Source organism: Ruegeria sp. HKCCA6837 (assembly GCF_013034475.1).
GTDB lineage: Bacteria > Pseudomonadota > Alphaproteobacteria > Rhodobacterales > Rhodobacteraceae > Ruegeria.
The window spans coordinates 1-26,456 of the sequence record NZ_WQGD01000020.1; the positions used below are offsets into that span (position 1 = coordinate 1).

General features: G+C 55.0%; 18 protein-coding genes and 1 pseudogene. 12 read left to right on the forward strand and 7 right to left on the reverse strand.

The genetic code is table 11. From position 1 onward, the window contains the following. Positions 1 to 298 precede the first annotated feature (298 nt). The gene (locus GOV91_RS19890; RefSeq protein WP_171236738.1) at positions 299 to 754 is read left to right on the forward strand and encodes a P27 family phage terminase small subunit; all 456 of its coding nucleotides are present in this window, start codon (positions 299 to 301) and stop codon (positions 752 to 754) included. 252 nt (positions 755 to 1,006) lie between these two features. Here the strand turns inward: GOV91_RS19890 and GOV91_RS19895 are convergent, their stop codons facing one another. Continuing rightward, the gene (locus GOV91_RS19895) at positions 1,007 to 1,522 is read right to left on the reverse strand and encodes a hypothetical protein (RefSeq protein WP_171236739.1); all 516 of its coding nucleotides are present in this window, start codon (positions 1,520 to 1,522) and stop codon (positions 1,007 to 1,009) included. A gap of 670 nt (positions 1,523 to 2,192) precedes the next feature. Between GOV91_RS19895 and GOV91_RS19900 the strand changes: the two genes are divergently transcribed. Beyond that, on the forward strand, positions 2,193 to 2,603 hold the full coding sequence (locus GOV91_RS19900; protein ID WP_171236740.1) for a hypothetical protein: 411 nt from the start codon (positions 2,193 to 2,195) through the stop codon (positions 2,601 to 2,603). Between the two features lie 1,291 nt (positions 2,604 to 3,894). On the opposite strand, the gene GOV91_RS19905 is transcribed toward GOV91_RS19900, so the two are convergent. From GOV91_RS19905 to GOV91_RS19920, 4 genes are all read right to left on the reverse strand, one after another. Continuing rightward, complete coding sequence (locus tag GOV91_RS19905) at positions 3,895 to 4,944, reverse strand: GFA family protein (RefSeq protein WP_171236741.1); 1,050 nt, start codon at positions 4,942 to 4,944, stop codon at positions 3,895 to 3,897. Between the two features lie 400 nt (positions 4,945 to 5,344). Continuing rightward, on the reverse strand, positions 5,345 to 7,144 hold the full coding sequence (locus tag GOV91_RS19910; RefSeq protein ID WP_171236742.1) for an NAD(P)/FAD-dependent oxidoreductase: 1,800 nt from the start codon (positions 7,142 to 7,144) through the stop codon (positions 5,345 to 5,347). 133 nt (positions 7,145 to 7,277) lie between these two features. Beyond that, entirely contained in the window at positions 7,278 to 7,517 is a 240-nt protein-coding gene (locus GOV91_RS19915) for an AAA family ATPase (RefSeq protein WP_171236743.1), read from the reverse strand. A 16-nt stretch (positions 7,518 to 7,533) separates the two neighbouring features. After that, positions 7,534 to 8,445 (reverse strand): LysR family transcriptional regulator, encoded by a 912-nt coding sequence (locus GOV91_RS19920; protein ID WP_371732347.1) that lies wholly within the window; start codon positions 8,443 to 8,445, stop codon positions 7,534 to 7,536. 84 nt (positions 8,446 to 8,529) lie between these two features. Here GOV91_RS19920 and GOV91_RS19925 point away from each other — a divergent pair, with 84 nt between their 5' ends. From GOV91_RS19925 to tssC, 8 genes and pseudogenes are all read left to right on the forward strand, one after another. Then, complete coding sequence (locus tag GOV91_RS19925) at positions 8,530 to 9,177, forward strand: class I SAM-dependent methyltransferase (protein WP_171236744.1); 648 nt, start codon at positions 8,530 to 8,532, stop codon at positions 9,175 to 9,177. Between the two features lie 48 nt (positions 9,178 to 9,225). Further along, entirely contained in the window at positions 9,226 to 11,367 is a 2,142-nt protein-coding gene (locus GOV91_RS19930) for an adenylate/guanylate cyclase domain-containing protein (RefSeq protein ID WP_171236745.1), read from the forward strand. A gap of 441 nt (positions 11,368 to 11,808) precedes the next feature. Next, the gene (locus GOV91_RS19935) at positions 11,809 to 12,009 is read left to right on the forward strand and encodes a hypothetical protein (RefSeq protein WP_171236746.1); all 201 of its coding nucleotides are present in this window, start codon (positions 11,809 to 11,811) and stop codon (positions 12,007 to 12,009) included. Between the two features lie 47 nt (positions 12,010 to 12,056). Then, positions 12,057 to 12,455: pseudogene (locus tag GOV91_RS22775) on the forward strand (spore coat U domain-containing protein). A 670-nt stretch (positions 12,456 to 13,125) separates the two neighbouring features. After that, on the forward strand, positions 13,126 to 13,452 hold the full coding sequence (locus tag GOV91_RS19950; protein WP_171236749.1) for a trypco2 family protein: 327 nt from the start codon (positions 13,126 to 13,128) through the stop codon (positions 13,450 to 13,452). A 7-nt stretch (positions 13,453 to 13,459) separates the two neighbouring features. Next, positions 13,460 to 14,998 carry a serine protease gene (locus GOV91_RS19955; RefSeq protein ID WP_171236750.1) on the forward strand — a complete coding sequence of 513 codons (1,539 nt, stop codon included), beginning with the start codon at positions 13,460 to 13,462 and terminating at the stop codon, positions 14,996 to 14,998. A 3-nt stretch (positions 14,999 to 15,001) separates the two neighbouring features. Then, positions 15,002 to 15,919, forward strand: a complete 918-nt coding sequence (locus GOV91_RS19960) for a MoxR family ATPase (protein ID WP_171236751.1) — start codon at positions 15,002 to 15,004, stop codon at positions 15,917 to 15,919. Further along, positions 15,919 to 20,502, forward strand: a complete 4,584-nt coding sequence (gene tssC / locus GOV91_RS19965; RefSeq protein WP_171236752.1) for a type VI secretion system contractile sheath large subunit — start codon at positions 15,919 to 15,921, stop codon at positions 20,500 to 20,502. Before GOV91_RS19960 ends, tssC begins: the two co-directional genes overlap by 1 nt. 608 nt (positions 20,503 to 21,110) lie before the next feature. Here tssC and GOV91_RS19970 read toward each other — a convergent pair. After that, positions 21,111 to 21,569, reverse strand: coding sequence for a hypothetical protein (locus tag GOV91_RS19970; protein ID WP_171236753.1), 459 nt, complete (start codon positions 21,567 to 21,569; stop codon positions 21,111 to 21,113). Between the two features lie 113 nt (positions 21,570 to 21,682). Here GOV91_RS19970 and GOV91_RS19975 point away from each other — a divergent pair, with 113 nt between their 5' ends. Both GOV91_RS19975 and GOV91_RS19980 read left to right on the forward strand, forming a co-directional pair. Then, positions 21,683 to 22,516, forward strand: coding sequence for a hypothetical protein (locus GOV91_RS19975; protein WP_171236754.1), 834 nt, complete (start codon positions 21,683 to 21,685; stop codon positions 22,514 to 22,516). Positions 22,517 to 22,524: 8 nt separating this feature from the next. Continuing rightward, positions 22,525 to 23,067: a hypothetical protein gene (locus tag GOV91_RS19980; protein WP_171236755.1), complete on the forward strand. Its 543-nt coding sequence runs from the start codon at positions 22,525 to 22,527 to the stop codon at positions 23,065 to 23,067. 244 nt (positions 23,068 to 23,311) lie between these two features. Here GOV91_RS19980 and GOV91_RS19985 read toward each other — a convergent pair whose 3' ends face one another. Next, positions 23,312 to 26,455 carry an efflux RND transporter permease subunit gene (locus GOV91_RS19985; RefSeq protein WP_171236756.1) on the reverse strand — a complete coding sequence of 1,048 codons (3,144 nt, stop codon included), beginning with the start codon at positions 26,453 to 26,455 and terminating at the stop codon, positions 23,312 to 23,314. Between the last annotated feature and the right edge of the window lies 1 nt (position 26,456).

Genomic DNA, 26,456 nt, shown 5'->3' on the forward strand with positions numbered 1-26,456 from the left:
CCCTTGTTCCCCCCTCTCGACCAAAGTAGTGGCCCAATTTTACGGGGCAAAGACACGACTATTTGGTGTGGGACGGTAACGTAACAAATGGAAACCTAACTCACACAGCTTGATAAATGCCTCGGTAGGGGGGAGGGACAAAAAACCCCAACCTAGCCTGCTGACCGTGCCTCCACAGACCTGAAAGTGAAAACCGAAAAATCACAACCGAAAATAGTCTCGAGCAGCGACCACTTCAGCTCGCTAACTGTGCTCGTATCAGTTTCCACTCAATCAACTGAGGAAAGGGTAAAACTAGATGAGTAATGTCTTTGGTTTTAGCGATGATCAAGAGGAACGTTCAAACGCCAATACTGTTTTTGAACCAGGGAGACCGCTTTCTAGCCCTGTGTACGAAGAGTATGCTCGGGTTCAACTTCAAATTCCCTACCGCTACAGAGGCAAACGCAACATCATCAATCTTTGTGTTCAGTACGCACGCATTGTGCACCAATTGGATGATGTGTCTGCTTTGCTTGCACGGTCAGGTTTTACCACGGTCACTAAATCCGGAAGCGTGAAAGTTCATCCCTTGGTTCAAGCCCAGTTGCAGTTGATTAAGCAGCTGCAATCTCTAGCGACATCACTTCGACTGAATATTTACGAAGACAATGCCAAATTGACATTGGCTGAGAACAAAAACAAAGCCGTCAGAGAAGCCCAATCAACGGATGCACACGGCTTATTGGCACTCGGACCAAAACAGATCAATTGACTTCCAGTTCGACCAGTCGCGGGCGAAACGTTCTGAAACCGACATCGGGAAACGTCTTCTATGACGTGCAGTCCGGACATCTGACAAAATCTCTCAGATGACCGCATTGAGCCCAGAGCCGCCGTTAATCCGGCATAGGTACCCGCCTGATGAGGCGACCAACCCAAAGCGTTCTGTGCCCCGCGCTTTGTCTCGAAGCCAGGCCCGTGCTTCGGCTAAACCTTCTTTCAGGGAGAGGCATTTGGGAACACGTCAGGTCGTCTTATCGAACCCTACTTTGAACTGGCGAACCAAATCGTCGGCGAAACCATTCACCACGTCCTGATAAGCTTCAGGAAGAGATTTTCCTCCACTGAAACTGGAGCGCACCGTGCTACCGAAGGTGTGCTCGCCGGGATTGTCATCTCCAAGAAAATTCCGCCGGATCAACAATTCACCAGACTGTGCGTCATGCACCTGAACCTCCGCGACGATCCGGCTGTAAGGGTAAGGCGTTATTAGCGGACTTTGCAGAAGGCCAGGAATTGTGCTGTCTAATGTCAGGTCAATCAATGTGAGCTTCACAGCGACCGGCCGACCTCCGCCTTCCGGCGGTGACCTCAAGGCTTGGCTCGTAGCCAGGCGTACGTCCTCTGCGAAACGCTCACTTGTAACTCCGATATCCCAACGAGCCAATCGCTTGTCGATTGATACCGGGTCTGCCAGAGCGACTTTAACGGACGTGACGCTGAACGTGCTGGAGTCTGCCGAAACAACAGGTTCAGTCATTTGGCATCCAAAGAGTAGTGACGCAACAAGTATTAAGTTGAACGGCCTTCTAAGCATTCTCCAAATCCTCCCTTTTGACCGAGGACAGAAACTCTGGAAATGGCTATCAATCGCTCTGCTCTGATACTGAATGGATGGCGCGTGAAACCGCCAACCCACCAGTATTCTGATTGAGCGATCAGCTACTACGGACACCTCGAGCCAAGTAAGTTCTAGCTAACATGCCGAATTTCGCATGTGATTGACGTGGATCAAAGTCGAGTGGCGCACTCAGGGTTCACCCCCTTTTGGGCTACTAAAGCACGCGATCCTATCCATGTTTTTCTTCCTTTTCCGCGTGTCGCAGAAGCCAAATGCCCAAGGCGGCTAAGTCCGCATTTAAGTCAGATGTATCTTCTCAGCCCAAAGCAATCTCATGTGAATGAGGGTGCGAGAGAGCTTGAAACGAAATTGGCTCTACGGGTCTTCGACAACCAACTTGGCCCCGATCCTCCCCCGCCACCGCAGGATGCTAGCAAACAATGCGGATGACCGCTTTGAACCCGAAGCAGACACGCATAACTACGTTCTTGCGCGTTCAATGGAGCAGTCGCTGCTCTAAGATGTCTGATTTATGTCAATGCGCTCCTTAGCTCCTGGCATAATGATGGCTTCCGGGAGAAAGAGGCCTATGCTACGCAGTTCGCTCGCATTTATCTTGTGTGGAACGCTAGCGGCATGTTCAGCTTCAGCTGAACGTGATTTATACACTTTTGACGCGAAAACGAACGCTGGTGAAGATGTATTAATGGTATGTGTCAAGGACCCTGCTCAGGAAGTAGCTGAGCAAATTCTTGTCGGGGATTATCAACTTCTGGCGGATGGGAGGAGCTATCTTACAACAATCAAATTTCACGGAAAGTTCAAAAAATTTATTGCTAGTCCAATCGATGCGGAACCCTGCAAGTCTCTGATAGAAAAAGATTCTTATGAGATAGAAAGAGATGCTGATATATCGGCGGGTGAGGCGGCAAAAGTTACTGCCGCAATATTGCTAGGCATTCCTATTTGCATCCTTACAAGTGGAGATGCCTGCCCATAGATTTCAGCTCCGTTTGTTTTTGAACCCTAGAACGGCAGCATTGTCCGCAAAACAGACATTCGCCGCGATTTGGCGAGCGTCTACACCGAGCCCAAAGCAACCGCCTGGGTATCTAGGTTTGTTGATCGTTTGTTGCGGATTTGTATAGGCGGCGGTGTTGTAACCCCACATACGCCCACTTATGCATTTCATCGTGAGTCAGGCGACCATGAACGGGGGACTCAATGACCGATAGTGCCGAAGCAAGCCTTGAGTTGATCATCGAGCGAATAGAGCGAGAGTATTCGAATTTTTCCGTCTCCTCACGCTGGGGGCGACGTCAACTAATGCTAGACCGGAAGATGTTTGCAACATTCTCGGAGTTGGACATGTCGTTTAAACTTGGGGAAGACCAATTGAGGCAGGCATATTCGATTGACGGAGCGGAGACTTGGAATCCTAAAGGAAGGAAAAATCCGCCCAGAAGCTGGGTAATGGTTCCTGTATCCCAAAATAGGCACTGGATGCCGCTCGCTTTAGAAGCGGCAGAGTACCTCAGTAAGAGTGGCTCTTAGGGGCAGTTCCATGTAGCACGAGTCATGTCCGCTTCGTCCGCATTGCAGACATTGCCATGTTTTCCGCCCACGTCTGCCCTAGTCAAAGCAGCCGTTGACGCTGGAACCTCTTCAAACGCCTAGAGCCCTCGCATTTCAGACGAAGCTAACTGGCTTCAGATAAGGGCCGATGCATAGTTTGCTGCAGAAGCACTATAAAGGGCGTAGGCAATCAAAACTAAAAGAACGAAAACTGGTCCAGCTATTTCAAAGAAAGCTCGTACAGGTGTTTGAGAGCTTTTCCCAACTGAAACATATTGGGAGAGATTACTTTCTGTTTGGAATAGCTTCCATTTACTCAGGTTTACCATATTCAACTCGCACAAAAACAACGGTTAAAAATTAGCACTCGTGGCCCTAATCGCATAAGGATATCGTGTTTTTCAGAGATTGTACGGCCCAAATGGCAAGATGAGTGCACATTCACGATACAACAACACGCATTGTTAACCTTTGCGGGAATGTTTGGTGTTTTTAGACCATTTGGGACACCACTCCTCAAACTTCCAAACTTAGGAAAGACTTGTCGCGATCTGGACAATTGGAGCGTACTTTCACTCAAACCGTCTGCTTTGTCCGCATTGCAGACATTGGGCGTTATTAACTGAATGTGCGCATCGAGCCCAGAGCCGACAGTCATAGACCAAGTTCCGTGTAATCTTAACCACCCCGACCCCAAGCCAACGATAGGTGTAAGCTCAGCCCTTTGACGACCGCTTCCACAGCGACGGATTGTCGACGCCAGCGGCTGTCCACGCAGCTTGAAGTGTCCGCGAGGCCTCGCAGAGCGAGCGCGGTAATTCATCAAGAACATTCATCCATGGCATCTGGCTTTCGATACCAGCGTGAACTGATGGTGTGAAATCAGCCGGGTTGTCAAATGCAGCCGTAAACACAACAAAAATCTCGGATGGTTCGGGCTTGATCAGCCTGTATGTCAGGGCAGTGCCGCAGTCGCCGCAGAACTCCCTTCTCGCTATCGGAGACGCCATAATCGATTTCGGCGCTCCCCGTACATATCGCAGGGCACCGAAAGTAAAGGCGGTCCAAACCGCAACGGGCGCACCAGTGAATTTCTGGCAAAACTTGCAGTGGCAGAAGCCTGAATTGATCGGTGGCTGATCCAATTCGAAGCGGATTGCCCCACAGAGGCATTCACCCGCGGCGGTTACCTGCTTTTTCTGGCCGTCGGGAAAATCAAATAGGCCGCCAGTCGCAAGGCCCGATTCGCGTTGTTCCAAGCGAGCCCGATAGACCTGTACTGAACTGTCGATATTCTTAAATTTGCGAAACCCCACTTCGTCAAAGACCTGATCGACCTTGCCTTTGACGTGCTCGAACACGGCGCGGGAAATCCAGAAGCCCCCAGGATTCGCATTCTCTTCCAGCCTCGCCGCTATGTTTACACCGTCACCGTAAACGTCTGCGCCCTCGAAAATTACATCACCAACATTGACACCCATGCGCCAAAGCAGGCGTTCAGCGTCGGGCAATTCACTGTTTAGAAACGCAAACTTGCTTTGTACCAGAACCGCCGCACGCACAGCATCAACCGCGCTGGGAAATTCGGCAAGCAGGCCGTCTCCTGTGGTTTTGAATATGCGGCCATGGTGTGCCTTGATTATCGGATCAAAGACACTTTTGCGCGCCGACTGTAGTCGAGCCAACGTGCCTTCTTCGTGGGCTGACATGAGGCTGCTGTATCCAACAATGTCTGCGGCCAGGATTGCTGCGAGGCGACGTTCCATACCTCAGATCATTTTCGACCTGGTCCTCGATGTCCAACAATATTTGAGTTGTCAAAGCCGTAGAGTGGACATCGTGCATTCACGACCGTTCCATCACTCTCCGCGTCCGAAATGCCCGCAGATCGGTCACGCATTCGAACCAGATGCGCGGCCCTCTGGCCAATGGCGGCTTTGTCCGCGTAGCGGTCACTCAAACAGAGCCCAGCAAACGGCTGCTCTGAGCCCAAAGCCGTCACTCATCTGGTGGAACATTAGAAATAAATATAGTCCTGAGTTTCGACTACAAGCCGCGCAGTCTATCTTGCGAACGCTTCTGATTTTGATTTGCTGAAGGGATAGTTCTTTTTAGGGTGTAGTCTTTTGGGAAAGTGGGGCCGGAAAAGCTCCGGCCCGACGACGTTTAAGACAAATGGTGTACGTCTTGAAGACCATAAACAGGCGTTTCGATACCTTCCATTCGAGCTTTTATCTGCAGCGATAGAAACTGCGAATAGTGGCGCGACTGATGCAGATTCCCGCCGTGAAACCATAGAGCTTCTTGCTGCGTAGGTTTCCACATGTTGCGCTGTTCCCCCTCCCAAGGGCCAGGGTCCTTCGTCGTATCCGATCCCAAACCCCATACTTTCCCGACTTTGTCAGCCATTTCTTGACCAGCCAGATCTGCAATCCACCCATTCATCGAATTGTAGCCAGTTGCATAGACAATGACATCTGCGTCGAGATGTGTTCCATCATCCAAGATTACGCCGGTTTCGTCGACCTCAACAACCTGACCACGCTTTATCTTGATCTCTCCATCAATGATGAGCTGGCTGGCGCCGATGTCGATATAGTAGCCTGATCCACGGCGCAGATATTTCATGAACAAACCGGAATCGTCGTCGCCCCAATCAAGCCAAAACCCTGCTTTCTCAAGCCCGTCATAGAACTCCTTGTCTTGTTCCTTCATCGCGGCGTAGGCTGGAATCTGGAACTCATGTAGGATCGCATAAGGCAGCGAAGCGAAGATAAGGTCTGCCTTTTCGGTCGTCATGCCGGCTTCGACGGCCCGTTCGGAATATAGATCCCCGAGCCCGATTTCCATCAAAGTATCGGACCGCACAATATGCGTCGAGGAGCGCTGAACCATGGTGACGTCGACGTCATTCTCCCAAAGGGCTGCGGCGATATCATGCGCGGAATTGTTTGATCCAACGATAACTGCCTTTTTACCTTTGTACTTGTCTGGGCCTGGATGCTGCGATGAGTGGTGCTGATCGCCTTTGAACTTATTCATTCCGGGAAAGCTCGGCATGTTGGCCTTGCCTGACATACCCGTTGCCATGACAAGCTGTTTGGGTTTCAGCGTTACTTCCTCGCCGTTGCGGTCTACAACGACCGTCCATTCCTTGGTTGTCTCGTCATAGCTGGCGGACTTGGCGGTCGCGTGTGTCCAGTAGTTGAGCTCCATCACCTTGGTGTACATTTCAAGCCAATCACCGATTTTATCCTTGGGTGAGAAGACCGGCCAATTCTCTGGGAATTTGATGTAAGGCAGATGGTCGTACCAGACCGGGTCATGTAGGCAGAGGGATTTGTAGCGTTTGCGCCAGCTGTCTCCGGGGCGTTCGTTGCGCTCCACAATGATAGTAGGCACGCCGAGCTGGCGAAGACGTGCACCCAAAGCAATACCGCCCTGTCCGCCGCCAATGATCAGGCAGTACGGTTGCGTCTTGTATCCGAGTTCCGCCTCTTCTTGTTCCCGCTCTTCTTTCCAGGTCGTGCGGTGTTTCCCAGCTCCATGTTTAGCTCCTAGAGGACGCTGAAAGCCCTTAGGTTCTTCGTATCCTTTTAGTTCGACCATCGTGGTCAGCAGCGTCCAGATCAACCCATCCTTCAGACGGATTAAACCGTAACCGCGCGCAACCTCAGTTTCAAATTCGATCCATGCTGTCGTGATGCCACCGTCTTCAGTCGGAACCTCGCCGTCTGCGACCTTCCATCCTTTTGGCTTGATCGTCGCCAATTGGTGCCGCAACATATCGGCTACCTGACCTTTTCCTTCGACTGTTTTGATGTTCCAAGTGAAGGTCACTAGATCGCGCCAGTAGCAGTCATCCTGAAACATCTCGGTGGCAGCTTCAACATCTCCTTTATCGAGTGCCTCGCCGAACGCGTCGAGAAACGCCTGTGTCTGATCCGTCAGTGTCGTATCGAGCATTTCATCCTCCCATCGCTCATCCATTTTGGTTAGCAGCCTATGGGAAGGGCGCTTTCAAAATCCAGACATTTAACGAGTCCCGAACACTGGCACCAAACCGACCGCAAGGACGACGCTGTTGTTTAAAAAGACTTCAAGCCAATGACCGCTTCGTCCGCATCCCAGACCTTTGCCCCATGACCAATCGCAGTTTTAAAGCGCAATTCACATAGTCCTGAAGGGACTTCATCTGGTCGCCAAACAGGGTGCTAAGCCATTCATCTTCTGAAATGAGCACGGCCGCGTCTCTTTCCGCAAGTTCCGCTGCCAAAGTTGATTTCCCAGAAACGACTTTGCCGCATTGCAAGTGAAGCGTTGGAATAACCTGTGACATAGTACGAACTCCCGGATTACCTGATGGTCCCTGCGCTAAGTTGGTCAGCCAGTTGATCAAACACCAACCTGATCCTTCGTGCGGTATGTAACTCGGAGTGCGTCGCCAGCCAAATCGGGAACTTGAATGACTCGCGGTCGGGCAGCACGCGCTCCATACCTGGTGTTATGGCGGCCACATCATCCGACATTACACTTATGCCGAAACCTTGGCGCACCAGTTCCCAGGATACAATCCCGCTTTGTGAGCCAATCCTGAAGCTTTTTTTGGTAACTTTAATGCCTGCCGGATCGAGAAAACCGATCATCGTGTCGATGTCTCCAAACCCAACAAAGTCCAATTTCGAAAGTTCGTTTTCATTTTTAGGCCGTCCCACCTGATCAAGGTACGAAGGTGCTGCGTAAAAATGGGCCGTGGCCTCGGCGACAAGCTTTGCTGTCAGATCCGGCTGAGTTGGACGCACATGTCGGATGGCGATATCAGCCTCACGTCGCTGTATGTCTCGTATGTCATTTGCAGCAACGATGTCGATCTCTAGTCGCGGTGCCGCAAGTCGGATCTTTTTCAGTATAGGTGGCAGCTGATAGGCAGACATCACATCGGACGCAGTAATCCTGACTTGCCCTTCAACAGCTTGCGACTGGCTTGTCGCAGTAAGAGAAATCCTGTTCGCCACATCCGCCATTTCTCTGACATGCAACAAAAGCTCGGCGCCAGCGGTCGTCAAATTAAGCGACTTGCCGACTCTTTCAAACAGAGTGATGCCAAGGGACGTTTCCAGCGCAGCAACTTGACGGCCAACAGTGGGTTGAGTTTGCTCAAGAACGCGTGCCGCTGCGGAAAACGAGCCTTCTTCGGCTGTCGCAAGAAAGGACCGTACCTGGTTCCAGTCGAAATTGATTGCCTTCCAGTTCATGCATTTATGCATAGCACTTCTGCAAATTGTGGCAATTCCATAAATGATTGTTTGGAAGTAAAGGATACGGCAACAACCTTTTTTGAGAGTAATGAAATGACTGCTTTGTCCAAGGATGCCGCGTTCTGGAGCAATATCTCGCAAAAGTATGCGGCAGACCCAATCCGCAACATGGAAGGGTATCTGAAAACACTCGAGCTCACGAAGTCGTACCTGAAAGCGGAGGACAACGTACTGGAAATCGGGTGCGGGACGGGTTCAACCGCGCTGCTGCTTGCACCGCATGTCGCCCATGTCACTGCCACGGATCTCGCTCCTGGCATGATCAAGATTGCCGATGAGAAGCGTGCTAAAGAAGGATTGGAGAACGTCACTTTCAAGGTGGCTGAAGTTCTTGAGCACGGTTTAGATGAAGGTTCTTACGATGCGATCTTGGCGCATAATTTGCTTCATCTTCTGCCCGATTTGGACCAAGCGCTCGAGCACATTTCCGCGCTTACAAAACCCGGTGGGCTTTTCATATCCAAAACCGTCTGCGCACCTGAGAGCGGTAGTTTCAAGTATGCGATGATCAGTCGGATCGCCATCCCAATCATGCAGGCTCTTGGGAAAGCCCCGTTTGTGCATTTTGTGTCTGGATCAGTGCTTGAAAGGAAAATCGCGTCCGCAGGCTTCGACGTGCTTTATACTTCTGATCAAGCCTCAATGCTCCAGAGCCGCTATATTGTCGCGCAAAAATCTTGAAGTTTTAGTTCGTTCAGCTGCATCCATTGAACCGATCTTTGAGTCACATTGCGCGTCACTTTCATACTGGAAAGAACGGAGTTACCTCGGCCTGCTTGTACCTTAAGAGTGTTGTTGCGAAAGGCCGTTTTGTCCGCGAAGCAGTCACTCGCGACATTTCGGCGAACGACCGCACCGAGCCCAAAGCAGACCTTACAGAGTGTCTCCCGAGGCCTTTTCCGGATAGCCAAAACCGGATGTTTCGCTGGCAAAGGAAAACAGCGCATTAATTTGCACGCTACAAAACTGCGCGCGCGTTGTGTACTATCGGTTCACCGGGAGGCAACGATGGATCGCCGATTGACCACTATCCTCGTCGCGGATGCTGTGGCATATTCCCGGTTGATGGGCGAGGATGAAGAAGCCGCGTTGGCAGAACTGACAGCCTGCCGAGCATTGATTGATGCCCAGATCGAGAGCCACGAGGGGCGCATTTTTGGCAGTGCCGGTGATAGCGTGATTGCTGAATTCGCAAGCCCTGTGGAAGCGGTGCGGGCCGCGTTGAGTTCACAGGAAGCAGTGAAGGCGCGTAATACCGGAAAACCGGAAGCCGGACAGATGAGGTTCCGTTTCGGTGTGCATCTGGGCGATGTGATGGATCAGGACGGAAACCTCCTGGGTGATGGTGTCAATATTGCAGCGCGGCTTGAGGCGCTTGCGCCGCCGGATGGGATCATCATGTCCAAACCGGTTGCAGATCAGGTCTTGGGCAAGGTGGATGCCACGTTCGGGTATTCCGGTGTGCATAGTCTGAAGAATATCACGAAAAGCGTCGAAATCTGGACCTGGCCCGCCGAAAAATCTGTGAAACCAATGTCGCGCTGGGGGGCGCGTCAAGTCGGCTCGCTGGTGGCGATGGCTGCCGTGGTTCTCGCGTTGGCTGTGTACCAGTTATATCCCTCACACCAGGAACAAGCCCTGCCGACCGGACCGCGCATTTTGATCCTACCTTTTGAAAACGTGAGTGGCGACCCGGCGGATGAATACTTCAGTAATGGTCTCACCCGCGACATCAACGCTTTGCTTGCGAAGTTTTCGAACTTGTTCGTGCTGGCACCTGAAACGGGCGTTGCATTTGGGGATAATGCCAATTGCAGAAAAATCAGAGATGAAGCCGGTGCCGATTACATCCTCGGTGGAACTGTGCAGCGGTCGAACGAGAAAATACGGGTGACGACCACCTTCATCGATGCTCGGACCTGCTTGCAGCTTCAAGCGCCGGGGCCGTTTGAACGCGACCTTAACCTTGCGAGCGTTCTGGATGTGCAGCTTGAGATCGCGCGGCAGATCGCCTCGTTGGTTGGATCAAGCGATGCGCCTTTGTTCAAAACGGAGATGCTCCAGTTGATCAGAGAAAAAGCGCCGGAAACCCTTGACGCCTACGAGTGCTACATGACGGCGCACTGGTTCTATCAAACATTTGCGTTGCCTGAACACCGCAGGGCGCGGGACTGCCTTCTGCGCACGGTTAGGGAGGAACCGGGGTTTTCCCTGGCTTGGTCACGGTTGGCCTACAACTATCTAGATTCCTATAAAAACTCCTACGATGTCGATCCAAACTGGGCGCAGCTCAGCGAGGAAGCCGCCAGAAATGCAATCGCTGCGGATCGTGACAACCCGGACGCCTACTATTCATTGGCGGTGCGAAGCCGCCTGCTGGGAGAAAGCATGGACGTGTTCCACAAATACGCCCAGAAAGCCGTCGAATTAAACCCGAATGACTCATGGATTCTGGCTGATCTGGGGATATTCCTGGCCTATTCGGGCGACTTCGAAAACGGCATCGAATGGATTGCACGGGCAAGGGCGCTCAACCCGAAATTACACCCCGGCTTCAGAAATGCCGAACATCTCTATGCGATCAGCAAAGGCGACTACGAGGAAGCTATAAACGTAGCTCTTTCCAAGGGGGCCACGTCTCACCACACTTTGGCCAGTCTTGCTGCTTGTTATGCGCTCAACGGGGACAAAAAAAGGGCCGAAGAGACTGTGGCGAAGCTGAAGACAAAGTTTCCCAATTTCCACAAGGATCCGCGTGCGCCTTACCGCGCGAGAGGCATGCCCGATGAGTTGATTGAAAGAATAATGGAGGGCTTAAGACTAGCAGGATACGAAGTGCCATTGGAAGAAAGCGGCGACGGAACTTACTAGCAAAAAATGAAACCAAAAAAACTTTGTGCAGCTGACGTTTCCCGGTAGCGCACAGCTACTTTTTGGCATGCTGTTTTTCGCAGTTGCTGCGAGCGGCAGCTTAGTCCGCAAAGCGGCTGTTCAACTGAACTCATCGCATGACCGCTCGGAGCCCAAAGTAGAAATTGGATTTTCGCGCTCCATCGGCCGAGATGGGCGGGAAGCCGTCATTCGCTGCACGTGCGAGTAGTTTTTGATGTTATGCTATAGCAGACATCCGCTTGAAGTGAGGCAGGTGTCTAGGAAACTAGGGGCACCTCAACCTAAGGCAGGACTCTGTCAATAAATGTTTTGGTCTCGGATCCTTAGAGCGTAGCATGAAACGTATCCGTTTCGGCGCCGGCAGTGGCGGCGCCGCGGGCGGGTTATCTACGCGTTATATGCAGCGCGGATGCGGCGCTGTTGGCTTATGAACTGCGCCCGAACGGCAACGGATCGTCAAGCGGCACATGGATCGAGGAATTCGTGACGGTCCCGGTGGATGTCAGCAGCGGCCAGCTGAGCGTCAGCGTGTTCGCCGACATCACCTCGTCAAGTGTTAGCGTCGGCACCGGAAGTTATACGACCGGCTTTGCCGGAATGGCACCATCGAACAGGATGTGACCTCATGTTCGGAAACGGGCACGGTGGTGGCCATCCCGGATTTCAGCGTGAGCGCGACGGTCACTGCCTCGTGCGAGGTCGATGCCGCGTCGCTGGATTTTGGAACCATCGCACCGGGCACGACCGGGAATGTGGATGCGGCCTCGACAATCTACATGCGCTGCACCGACAGCACATCCTAGTCGCTGAGGCTCGATCACGGGATGGGCGCAGGAGCAAGCGGTCCGACGGATCGCCGGATGACAAGCGGGTCAGACCAGCTGACATATGGGCTTCACCGCGATGCGGGGCGCTCGCTGCCCTGGGTCAATATCGCGTCGAATGATGTATCGTCGACGGGCAACGGAACCGATCAGGGGTTCGCCGTGTTCGGACGCGTCTTTGGCGGTCAGACCCTACTGGCGGGCAGTTATTCCGACAGCGTTGTCATAACTGTCGAATATTGATGCAGAATTCAGAGCCCGCGGAACGCGCACCTAACCCGGTGCATGAGTTGCTGTGATGGATTGACGGTTTCCGGTTGATCGGGATGCGCTCCGGGCTCGCGACGCAGCGGATGTGAACGTATCCTGCGAAGTGGGCAGTCATTGACAATGCGGCAAAGGGGTGCGGATGCCATCGACGCAGTCGACCTGCGAGGTGCGCCTGTGTAGCGCATTGGATTGCAGAAAAATTCTTGATCTGGATGCGGGCCTGTTTCGGCAGGTCCGATTTGTTGCAACCTGTATTCGTTCAGAAACTGAGCAAGCGGCCGGTGTGGTGGCCAATGCGCCACCGAAAGAGCGGGTTGGTTCGGTGTTGAAAGATTGGGGTGCCGAAACTCAAAGTAGACGTGAAGCGGTGCTTGATGTGCCAACAGGGTTTAGGTTTCAGGCAACACAGCCACGGTGACGCAGGTGCTGGCGTCCTTGAACACGTTTCCGGCAACAGAGGCATTGCCTCGCGATTTGCAGCACCAAACCGGCCCTATGCGTGTTTCGGTCAATGAAGGGCGACGCAGATGGCCAAACGTACTGACACCCCGGGGGGCATCGTGTTCCACCCTCGTGGAGATCACAATCGACAATCAAGAAGTCACTGCTCTATGCTGGATGCACGCATTTGGAGAGGTGAGTGATGACTCCGATTACGATCCGCGACGCAATGGAGGAATTGCGCACACAGATCAGAGACGCGCAGGAGCCTGCGCGCGATGACGATATTTCCTTTGAAATCACAGAGGCGCAGGTGCAGATCCGTGGCAGTTTCACCCGCAGCCGCGAGGCTTCCGGGGCGGCATCCGTAAAATTCTCGGTTTTTGGCTTCGGTGCGGGCGCTGGCGGCGATGCCGGGATGTCGCAGGGTCGCGACATTGCCCATACCGTGACGCTCAGCCTTAAGGTCACCGACGCCCGTTCTGGCGGCAGCGTGCGGATCAGCACAGAACAAAGCGGAGATTTCTAGACGCATCGTGGCGGAACCTTTTGAAAAGCTTACGGTTGCACTGGCGGCCGAACTAGAGAACGGCCGCTTTTCGGTGGGCACCGGTGTGCCCGTGGCACGCGGGCTGCTGCTCACGGCTCGCCACGTTGTCGTCCCCGATGGTGTCAGGCCGGACCGGCCCGTGCGGGTGCGATTTTGGTACGCCCAAGACGAATTGCCCGAAACAGTGCCGCTTCGCGCAGGCAATGGGTTCGAGGATGCATGCGCCGCGCCCGATGGCGACGCCGAAGCCGCCCGTGGCGTGATCTGGAGCGCGCCCGAACTAGACCTTGCGTTGGTGCAAGTCGCGCATCCCCCCTCTATCGCCTGGGCAACACTGTCGCCTGAAGCGCCCGCGAACCAGCGGACATGGCTCTCTGAAGGGTTCCCGCACGCAACCTGGGAACATGGAGCGCCGCGCCCGATCCGGCTCTCTGGTGACACCCACAGCCGCGAGGGCGACAGCGCATTTTTCCAGGTTGATGCCAGGGTTGGCATGGTCGAAGCAGACACGGTTGACGGCTGGTCCGGGGCTTCAGGCGCGGGGATTTACGTCGACAATTACCTTGTCGGCATTCTGCTGGAGCGTCGCCCCAACGCAGAGGCGCGGATATTGCGTGCCGTAGCGATCGCCGATTGCCGCCGAAATCGCGAGTTCTGCCATCTGCTTGGACTGCCGCATGGAGATCAGCCGGGAAATCCACATGTTGATGACCTTGTCGTCGCTCTGGCCGCCGTGCAGCCGCTCTCCAAAACCGAGCTGGCGCGCTCGCTGGGAATATCCGAAAACAGCGACAATGAGGCGCTGGCCCGCGCGTTGATGGCGCGCCCGGTGAGAGAGGGGCTCAGTCTTCTTGTTGCGCTGCAATACGGACCCTGGGCGGTCGAACCTGCAACGATGAAGCGCATAGGGCTCAGTTACTCTGCTGCGCAGTATCGCCCGCCCAATGCCGCAGAGCTCGGGCAGTTCGTTTTCTCGGAAACCTGTGATTTCGTGCATTGCGTGACCGGAAATCCGACCGGGGCGGAATTCCTCATGGCGGCAGTGGAAAACCGAGCGCCCCGGCTTTGCACTCCGTCGCTCGAAGCCACCGAATACCCCTATGGCACGCACGCTCTGCCCGAACTTCCAGAAACCGGCAGCGACCCTGCAGCCGTTGCGCAGTCGCGCGATCTCGAAGCGCGCATCGGCTATGATCTGCTAGAGGTCGATGCATTTATCGAAGGCAATGTGGGGCGCCTACACAATTCGCCGATGGACACTGTCCGGCAACAGCAGCGCCGGCGCGAACTGCTGATCGATGAGCTTGAGGAGCGCGCCGCGCTAAACCCAGAAGAGCCGACCTATTATTTTGCCCAGCCTGATCCCGGCCCAGACCGGCAGGCCGAACGGCTGGCGCTGCAACATCGGCTACGCGCGATACGCCAAGAATATGGCAAAATCGGTGCCGTGATTATCAACCTCGACAAAACCCGCGAGGAAAACCGTCGCTTTCGCCGACTATTGCCGCTCTTGACCAAGGAGTAAGCCATGTTCGATCACCCGCTGACCGATGGCCAACACATCCATCTCGCAGACGACCCGCTGCGCAAACACGTCTTTTCCCGCCTTGATATTCAGGCGGTCGAAGCCGCGCTTGGTGCACAGCGTCCGCTTCTGCTTTTAGGCGAACCCGGGATCGGCAAATCGCAGCTGGCCGAGGCGGTGGCGAAATCGCAGGGCTGGCATTTCGTGTCAAAGACCGTTGATGCCCTGACCGAACCGGGCGATCTGCTTTGGACCGAGGATGCCGTGTCGCGACTGGCAGAGGCGCAGCTTGCTGCCGCCAGCCGAGACGAATCTGTCGAGGACGTGCGCGCCCGATTACAACGCGACCGCTTCGTTTCGCCGGGTGTTCTTTGGTCGGCATTCGAGCCGTCGAGCCCGGAGCAGGCCGCAAGCCAGACGCCAGCAGCGCCGGCCCGCGTGGTTGCGCTCATCGACGAGATCGACAAGGCCGAAAGCGCGGTTCCCAACGGACTGCTTGAGGCACTCGGCGCGGGCCGCTTCAGCGTGCCGGGGCGCGACGCGCCAGTGTGCGTCGGCCTCTGGCCTCTGATTATGATTACCTCGAATGACGAACGCCCATTGCCAAAGGCGTTCATTCGGCGCTGCATCGTGCACCATATGATTGCCCCGCCGGTCGACGAATTTGCCGCGTGGCTTTTGGGTTTTGCGCGTGCCTATTACCCCGATCCCGCTCTGAGCGGTGTGCTTGAACACGTTGCTGAAACCGTCAGTGCCGATCGGGAACTGGCGCGGCGCGAGCGACTATTGCCGCTGCCGGGACTGGCGGAATACCTTGATTTGTTGCGCGCGCTTTTTTCGCATGGGCCCCAGGACCCCGATGCGATCCAGAAACGGACGAGCGAGATTTCACAATTTTTCCTGCGCAAATCGCATCGTTGATGGAACAGGGGCGCCGCATTCTGCCGCCCGTTGTGGGCCGTGCCGATCTGGTTCGAGCAGGGCTCGACCTGCGCGGCGCCGATCGCAAGCGCGCGGAGTGGTACGGCTATGATTACCGCGATGCTGATCCACTCGCCGACCTCAGCCGACCGACTGACGGGGAACCGCGTCCAGCCCATGACGGCCCTGGAAAGTCACTCGATAGCGACAACGATACCGACCCGCTAGCGGATCGCGTCTTCTGCTCCCGTATCACCACGCGCGAAATCTCCGAGACCCGAAACGTCGCTCCGCCAACCGAATTGCGCAATGTGGTCTGGAGCACCCCTCCCGAACAGCCAGCCGAGCCGATTCCGCTGATGTCAGAGCTGCGCGTTCAGCAGACTGTAGAGGCGCTTTTGCACACGCACCGAGTTCTGGGCAGGCCTGATTTGGGGCGGCTGGTGGACCGAATTGCGCGTGCGCAGCCGCTTGACGCCTTACCGCGCAAGGAAACTGTGCTACGCGCGAGCGCGGTTCAGATAATCGTGGACCGGAGCACACGCCTGACGCCGATCTGGGAAGATCAGAGCCGCATCGTAAAGCAGATTGCGCAAACGTTTCCGGATCTGACGCTGCGGCTCTGGCTCTTTGACGAGGCCCTGGGCGCACTTCGCCCGCTCAGCCGCGCCGCCCCGCCGCGCCCCGGCGCCGAACTCGGGCCCCTGCTGGGGATCGGCGATCTAGGGCTTTTGGGCGGGCGCGGCGACGTCACGTTTTGGCGCGACCTTGCCCGCACGATCACATTTGAGGGCGGCCACGCATGCGCCTTGATCCCCGAGGATGGCGACAGGATCGACCGGACGCTGACAGGACCTTGGCAGTTGGTTTCGATGGAACCTCGACTTGACCACGTCGCCGTCGCGACTGTTCCAGACGGAGCGCGGGGTTTTGACATCGACAGCTTGCTCGCCGTGGCCTCCTGCACGGTTCGGCTGGAACCCGGTCTGCTCCGTACTCTGCGCCGCACGCTCTTCCCTGAAGCCAGCGTTGCCGATGAACTCCGTTTCTGGCAGCACCCTGCTCTGCAGTCCCGTTCTGCGGATGCGGCCAGTTTCACCGTCGATGCCCGCAGTGTGCTGAGCCTTGCGCTGGCCCGGCTGGCAAAATCCGACCCTCATTGCGTGCAGATGGGTCTCGCTTCGATCCGAAGCTGGCGCCAGGGTGGCGCGGACGAGATTTGGTTTGAGGAACTGCTTGGTCTCCCCGAAGCGATCCGGACCGATCCTAGGTTTGTTGATCCTGCAGACCTGCAAGAGGCGAAAGATTTCTTTGCAAACATGCACGGCGCGGTGGCGCAGGAGGTGGTCTCGGCTGAGCAGGAAGCGTGGTTGTCACGGGTGGGCGATCGACATCGAAAGATCAATGACGGCATCTGGAAAGATCCGCACGCCGCCGCCGCCATGGATGCGGTGCTGCGCAAGGATCCGAATTTCCGTCCGCCGGTAATCATTGAACGCCAACCGCACGCGGAGGATTGGCAGGCCGTTGTGGCGCAAGACCCTAAGGGCCAGCTGAATATATCCTCTGCGATGCCGTCAGGGACGCAACTTGGTCATTTGACCCTGCGCAGCGGCGAGGTTGAGCTGTTGCATCCTCAGACACAGACACGGCTTGAGGTCGTGACCCTCGACAAGATCGGCGAGTTTATCCGTATTGAGCCACCAAAGGGGCCGTTCATCCTTCAATCTTCGCGGGCCCGTATGGTCATTGAGCCGTGGGCGGAACATCGCCCTATCTGGGCGGACCGCATAGATCGCGATCGCTTCGGCATCCGCGCCGGGCTTGACGCGCAGGGCGCGACGCTCTGGTTTCGCTGGATCCCGCCTGGCCTCGGATTTGTCGGGCCGAGCGATGATGAACCTCTCGAGCTCACCTCCGGCACCCGTGAGGTCATCAAATTCGCCACCGGCTTCTGGCTCATGGACAAGCCGTTGACCTCCTCTAAATTGTATTCCGCATTTGAGTTGCCGCTCGGGTCAAATTCGGCGTCCGAAAGCGCTTCTGCTCCGGTTTCCAAAGCACCGCTGACCGATCCGCTGCAACGGCTTTCGGACAGGTCTGATCGGGCCGCCGCGCGCATCAGTCTTGCGGACGTGAAAGATCTCATCGACCGCATTCGCCCGCACGCGGGTGACCTGCGTCTGCCAACTCCGCTGGAGTGGGAATATGCGTGCCGCGCCGGCGTGCATCACGCGCGAACTTATGCCGGCGATCCGTCTTTGGGGGACGCGTTCGACAAGACGCTTTCGGAGATTGCCTGGTACAGGCCGACACAGGCGGAACTGGATGCGCCGGGCCGCCAGTTGGCCCGCGTGGATGCACCGCAATCCGTTGCCCGGAAACGCGCAAATGACTGGGGCTTGCATGATATGCTTGGAAACGTTGCGGAGTGGTGCCAGCCCGACCCTGACATACCGCACAAGGCGCCGGTCAAGGGCGGCTCGTATTCTCACGAGCCTGTGGACATCCGCGCGGCGTTTGTCGATCATTTGCCGATTGAAGAACGTTTCGACTGGGTTGGCGCGCGGCTGGCGATTGGTGCGGCCGAGATTGAAAGCCGCCATCGTATCCGCCGCCAGCCGCGCCGGGTTCCGCCCAAAGGCACGAAATTCATCTCGCGCAATCGCTCTCCGCGTGTGTCGATCAGCTATCCGGACCCTTACGACAGCGACAAGCAGGTCGAACTGCCTTTTGTGGTCGGCGTACTGGCCAATCTCATGCGCGGCGAAGATGCCGCGCTGCTGGAAGAACGCCAGATGCGCGAAATCGACAGGGACAATTTCGGCCAGTGGATGCAGCAGGTATGCCCTCAGATCACCGTACAATTTCGCTTGCCACCAGAACTCGCTCCGGAAAGCGCAGAGGACGCCGAGATACGCCACACGCTTTGGTTCCGCACCCTCGATGACTTCAAGCCGGATAGTTTTATCCTCCAGATCGCGCCGCTTCTGGTGGCGTTCGATCTTCGTAACATCCTCCAGAACATGCTTTTGCATCTGCGGCCGGGTAGCGCGCTGACCGATCATATTGAATCTGTGGTATATTCCGGATCCTATGTCGAGCCCGCCCGAGTTCTGCTCGCCGAGCGCGACAGGATCCACGACGATGCGCTAGAGGATAAGCGCAGCACCGCTATCGGCGAGGACCCTTTTGAGCTGCTCCCCCGCTTCGATGGCGGTGACCTGAAAAACGTGAACGCTGCACTCGCCACTGTGATTACGTCCTATGCCGATGATCCGCAGCCGTATAGTCACGGTGACGGTATAATCGCACGCATCCAAACGATGATCGCAGATCTGGATCAAACCCTCTCGGGCCCTGTGACTGAGATCCTACACCACCCCGAATTTCGACGGGTAGAGCGGACCTGGCGCGGGCTCCATTATCTTGTCGACAACGTCGAGACCGGAGCCAATTTGAAGATCCGTGTGCTAGACATCACCAAAGCAGAACTGATGCACGATATGGCCAATCTAGACGGAGAGGGCGGGCGGCATTCCGTATTGGCTCGCCACCTTGACGAGCAGGTCTATGGTCTGCTGGGTGGAGAGCCATTCGGCGTCATCATCGGAGACTTCACCTTTGACCATTCAGAACAGGACGTGAGCACCCTGAGGACGCTCTCCAAGATCTGCGAAACCGCGCTCACGCCCTTTATCGCGTCAGCCAGTCGCCGCCTTTTCGGGATAGAGAGCTGGCGTGACCTGGAATGGCAAGGCGATATCCGGACCATGTTCTCCGGCCCCGAATACGCCGCCTGGCATTTCCTTCGGCAAACGCCACGCGCGGCGTACCTTGCGTTGACGATGCCCGACGCGCTGGCCCGCCAACCCTATGGCGCGGACACGAACCCGATAGCGACGATCGTTTATGACGAACCTGTGGATCACGCTGAAACTGACTTGCCTTGGATGAGCGCTGCTTACCTTCTAGCCAGCCGCATCGCCGTCAGTTTCAAGCAGAATGGCTGGCCGGTGCAGTTTCAAGGCGCCACGTCCGGTGGCCTGATTTCCAATCTTCCGACGATGGATTTTTCCAGTGCCGACAGGTTCAAGCGCTCCGGCCTACCGATCTCTGTGACAGACCGGCAGGAGGTTGCGCTATCGCGCGAAGGCATCATTGCTTTCATAAGCCGCAAAAACACCGACATGGTCGCGACTCTGAGCGCTCAAAGTCTCTACCAAGTTCCGCTAGGGTCCGCCGATACGGCTGAGACCGTGCGTTCGCGTCTGTCTTTCCTGATGCCCGCGCTGCGCTTTGCGCAGTACCTCAAATGTATGGCGCGCGATCAGATCGGTTCGGGGCTATCGCCGGAAGACGTGGAAAAGATGTCGCAAGAGTGGCTCGACCTCTATGTGCTGGCCGATCCGCTTAACTCTGCCGAGGCTGTCAGGGCAATCAGACCGTTAGGATTTGCACGCATCTCGGTCACTGGCGGCGAAGTCGACTATGTCGCGCGGCTCGATATTACTCCGGCCTATCAGACCGAAGGTCTGGATCAACCGATCCGGCTCAAGTTCCAGTTGGCCGGACGCCGCTGAGCTCCTGAAAATCGCCAAGATCTGCCCAGCAAGGCTGCGACCGCGTAAAAGCTGATCGGGCATAGGCGCGGTTATTTTTGAAAAGGGAAGCTGAAGCGCTCCAATACATTTTTCCCATAGAATGGCGAATTCCAATGTCCGCTTTTTTGAGAGGGTTCTGAGCGTATCGAATGTCCGGTGAGGGCCGTTTGCGGCGATGCAAGAAAATCCATAGGAAGGCGGCGTTGTCCGCAACTCTGCCGTTCAGAAGATTTCAGCGAATGTCCGCTGTAGTTCAATGCAGACCTTCAGGCGAAATTTCTCGGAATGACCACCAACAATGACCGCAATCCGTTCCTAAGCCGTCATCTGACTAATAGGCTTATATGACTGCCCTGAGCCCAAAGCGGTTGTTTGTATTTGCTCAAGAGGACGAGTATTGAGGATGGGTTATCCACTGCCCCGAAATGGAAGCGCGTGCCTCTGAGGATGGTTGGGGCTATGAATGACTAGAATGCGAGCCGGTTCCTGTCATGCCAATACCGGTTGCCAAGAATAATAGCATTTCATGCAAACAGTGTTTCCTGAAAACGGCGCCCGACCCCTGATCCAGTTCAATTACTCAGTTTTCAGTCGCAGGACACGTCATACACTTCTATGTACCCGATACGCTTCTTATTGTTACCGTAAGCAACGGCAATCTGCGTGTCGCTTATTCTGGATAGTATGCTGAAATATTGAGGTCCCATTGAGGTTTCGTCTTCATAGCAAGCGTAACCGACAATCGAGTTGTTTTCGCACTGATAATCTCTTTTTATCAGACGTTCATTTATGTCTTTTCCAATTTGATAGCTCGCCCTATCAGCACCCAGATAAAACACACCTATCGCGTCTCCAACAGCATTACACACTGTATAGTCATCGGCTGCGTTGCCGACAGTTGGAAAAAGTGTGGCAACTAGCACTGAAATCGTTGTTCTCATTGTTCTAGCATTCCGTTGATATCCATACTTTTCGATTGTCGGCCGACTTTCAACTTGAGGATAAGCCGCCAGCGGTTCAATGACATCAACATCTATCTGCTTCATGTGCGGACTAGCAGTCCAATCCCGAGATTACGAACTGTTTGAGTTGATGTAAATCAACGCTTGATCATACGGTCCATGGCAGGCTCGAGGTTCTATAGGGGGGGGAAGAGATCATGCACTTTACAGGACCCAACGCTAAGTCAAATACAGCGACATTACCCGATTTCAGTGCAGTGACCGACCGGCTCCAAAAGCTGGTGCCATTTATTTCACTTGTTTTCATTCTGACGCTCGCTTCTCTTCTATTTTCGAAAGACGCTTTGTCTGCTGAATACCGGTCAAATCTTATATTTGTTTCCGAAAACAAAAAATCACGCGTGGCTTCCAAGATTGGACCCTATTCCGACAAACGCCGGTGGCAAATTTACAAAAAGTTAGACAAGGAGTTTAATCGTCTTTGGGATAAACGGGCCAATCCCTTCGCAGCTTCGGTCAACACGCGTACTTTCAGAGGCTTTCCGTATCTTCTTTTAGAAGACCGCGACCGCGACGGAGTGGCAGACTCCTATGCCTATCTTAAGGGTAAGGGCAATCAAGATACGCAAGAATTCGGTGCTTTCTGGGATCTCGCGGGAGATGGAACGCTAGATTGGCTGGTGTTCTATGGAGGGGTGACGATCGCCGAAGGTGCAAAGATGTCGTTCTGGCATCGCCACCTTATCGACCGTAACAATGACGGGAAGTTTGATACTCTGGTCGTGAATAATGTCGATCAAGATGGCAACGGCATGATCGAACAAGGCAAAACGGTGTGGCTTTACGATGCAAACTTCGACGGGAGAATAGACGCCGCGGAACACATTGTCGGAGGAAAAGTATCCAAACTACAGGCGGAGAATGGTCGTTTCGATACAAAGGACCCATTCAGCGATACAGTGCGCGTTGGCGAACGCTTTCCTACGGTTTTTGACCAGATCGCAAGTGATATTAAAAAAGTGAAGAACTAGGTACGTGTGTGGAATTCATCTCCATGGGTCAAAGACAAGTGTCCTACAGCTTGGAGTGGAAAGGACTTAAATTCGTCTACTCAGGTGACACCAACCCAAACAAGTGGTTCGTGGAAAACGCTAAAGAAGCGGATCTTGTCATTCACGAATGCTACTTAACGATCCAACAATTCATTGATATCAAAAACTACGACCCTGAACGCGCCCGATTGGTGGCAACGGTGGTTCACACGCCACCAGACGCGTGCGGAAAACTATTCGCGATGATTGAGCCGCGGCATGCGATTGCCTACCATACATTTACCGATTTCGATATTGCTCCGGACACAATTGCAGCAATCCGAAAGACGTATGACGGCCCGCTCACTTTGGCTCAGGACATGCTTGTTTGGAATGTTTCGGAAGATGCCGTAAGTGTTAGAGAGATCGTCGGATCAGACAGTCCATTGCCTGTTGACCCTCCAACTCCTGCGGGCCCACCTGACCCCAGCGAAAGAACAGACCTGTCGGATTGGCTTAATGCGGGTCGCCTAAATCTTAACGGAGACTAGCCTGCAATGCGCTTCAGTGGGATTAGCGGCCGCTTAATCCGCAGAGCAGTCATTCATGCCCGGTGCAGTTAAGGTCTACTTGGAGCCCAAGAGCGTCAGATCCTGCACCAGTGGCGAATGGTGGTAATGCGCAGAAACCAGACGTTGCTAAGTCCGTGTGCGGCCCATAACAGAACTTGAACCGTGCTTCGAACAACGACGGCTTCGAAACATACCAACTCGCAAGGAGAAGTAGTCTCAATCCTCATTCTGCCACAAGTGCGACAATTGCTTCTCGAGGCTGGGAATGTTGGTTGTTTGCCTCAAGCGGTTTGTTGAGCTTGCCACGATACACCAACGCGAACAGGGGTGGGGTGAAATAGAAGGATACGACAGTCGACAACAAAACGCCTCCGGCGATTGCAACGGCGAATGGCGGCCAAAATGCGCCTCCACCCATGATCAGGGGTAGGAACCCGCCGAAGGTAGTGACCGTTGTCGAGATGATGTGCCGACTTGATCCAGTCACTACACGCGCCATGGCCGCACGGTCGCCTTGGTTTGCGTCAACGTCTTGTTGCAACCCGGTCAGAATGATTATCGCCGCGTTGATCGAAACCCCGATTGAGCCGATGACCCCGATGATTGCTGTTATACCGAACGGGAATTGCATAACCGCCAGCGACAGCATTGAAAGGCCTGCAGACAACACGCACACGACCAAGGTCACCAGTGTTAGTCGGAACGAGTTAAAGGTCAGAACGATGGTCGCGAAGGAGAGTGTGACAATCAAACCAACAGAGGCAAGCAGATTGCCCACGGTGTTGGATCGGGCATCACTGTCGCCGCCTAAGGACATCGAATAGCCTTGCGGCAACACAAACCCGGACGCATCAAGCGCTTCTAGTATGTCCTGCAAAGCCTCTTCGGGTAAAACACCAGGTACGATAAACGCCTGTATGGTGTTTTCGCGCACGCCATCCGTTCGAGTTATTACGCTTTCTGCCGGTTCAATCACGGGCTTGGCCAATTCCGACAGCGGTACCGCTGGGAAGGCTCCAGTCGCAGATATCGCAGCTGCATTTGGCAGTAGGATAGGCATACTGACAATCGTGCTTAGATCTGAACGCACCTCGTCACCTAAGCGAACGCGGACTGGTAACTGCTCGGTTCCTTCGATCAGCGATCCACCGGTAATGCCAACCAGCGCCGTGTCCAGCTGGCCAGCTATATCCGCCACGTCCAGCCCCAGCAGACGGGCTTTGACTTCATCAATCTCGAACCGGACTTGAGGGTTGCCGCCGTTCACACTGGCGCGTGCCTGAGTCACCAAATCGAGATTGGCCATGACTGAACGCACCTCGTCGCCCAGATTGCGCAATACCGTGATGTCTTGGCCCTGAATTTTGACTTCAACCGGTGCGGCGACCGGAGGGCCCTGAACAAGACTGCGAACGATGATCTGCGCGTCAGGAAAGTCGGTATCCAGACGACGCTGCAACGCTCCGACAAGGCGAGCCGCGTCGTCAGCCGTGTCGGTCGTGATCATGGCTTGTGCAAAACCGGGCTCGCGTGAACGGTTGCCAACGATGTTGTAGTAGAATGCCGGGCCGGACTCTCCAACTGTCCAGTAGACACTCTTGACGCCGTCATCCGCCAGAAGCATTTCGTCAATCTGGCGCGCTGTTGCTTCAGTGGTGGCAATAGATGTTCCACCCGGCATGTCGACCTCGATATAGAACTGGTTTCGGTCGACACCCGGGAAGAATTGTGCCGTCAGCGTTGGAAAGGCCGCAAAGCCAAGCACAGGCAAGACCAATGCCAACGCGATGGATCGCACGGGATTAGAAACAGACAATCGGATTGAGGCCTCAAACAAGCGGGAAAGCGGCGGGATGACGATACCACGGCTCAGCATTCCTGCGTCTGAGCGATCGGACAGTAACCAGCCAGCAATCGCCGGTGTGACCGTCAACGCCACAACCAGGGACCAGACAAGCATAAGTACCACTGCGATAGCAATGGCACCTACAAAGTCGCCTGCGGGTCCCGGCAGCAAGATCATCGGCGTGAAGGCAAGCGCCGTTGTCACGGTCGATGCCAGCAGTGGTGCGGCCAACCGGCGAACAGCATCTCGCACGGCTGCAAGTCGCTCCATCCCATCCTGGAGACGACGTCGAATTTCATCGGTCATCACGATAGCTGCGTCAACGAGCAGACCGAGGGCAACAATCAGACCCGTCACGGACATCTGATGGATTGGCAATCCAATCATGTTCATCGTCGCCAGAGTTGCCAATGAGACGACCGGCAATACCAAAGCCACAATCGCGGCCGCCCGAACCCCCAACGTAACAAACAAAACTGCCACGACCAGAGCCACGCCAATGGCCATGTTGACCCCAACCTCTGACAAACGATCCGTCGTGTACTGGCTTTGATCAAATAGCAGTATTTCCTGCATGCCCAAAGGTACCGACGCGGCGCCGGCATCAAGCTCATTCCGAAGGAAGCCTGTCCAACGGTCGATCTGTACGCCGTCCTGCGCCAGAATCCCGACCAAAACGGAGGGCTTTCCGTTGGCAAACGCGATTGAGGACTGCGGTTTTCGCGCGCCCCGGTCTACGCTGGCAATATCTCCGAGCTGCACCACGGCACCGTCTGCGTTTTCTCGCAGGACGATGCTTCGAGTGCGGTCCAAAGTCTCAATTTCTCCGCTGATGCCTATTGTCAGGTCGACATCGGACTGCAAACGCCCAGACTGAACCTTTCCGTCTGCTTCGGCGATCCGTTGGGAAATCTCGGCTACGCCAAGCCCAAGCGCAGCGGCCTTGTCCATATCGACGCTTACGAGCACCTCTTCTTCTGGCTGACCGAAATAGTCCACTGCGCGTGTATCAGGTATCGCACGCAATCTGTCACCCAATGCTTCGGCATGACGCGACAGCAAAGTTAACGGGAAGTCTGGATCCTCGGCCGCAACTGCAATGACCGCAGAATAGGCAGAAATGCCCTCGGCATCGAATTCCGGTGGCAAAACTCCTATGGGAAAATTCTGGCGCGCATCTTCGACGGCATCCCGAGCCTCGGCCCAAACCTGCTCAATGGTGGCTTCGTCTAGCGTTTCCAGCAATTCTACCGAAACGACCGACACACCCGAGCGGGAGACTGAACTGATCTCATCCACCTCGGCGATTTTCCGCATCTCTTCTTCGATTTCTGCTGTAACCAGCGCTTCAACCCGTTCTGGGTCTGCACCCGGGAACTGTGTCGTTACAGTTGCGAAGAGGTTGGTGATCGTAGGGTCTTCCTGCCGCCCAAGTGATAGGAACGAAGACAGGCCTGCAGATACAAGCACCAAAATGATGAGGGCAACCAGCCGGGGGTGGCGAAAGGTAAGGGTTTCCATC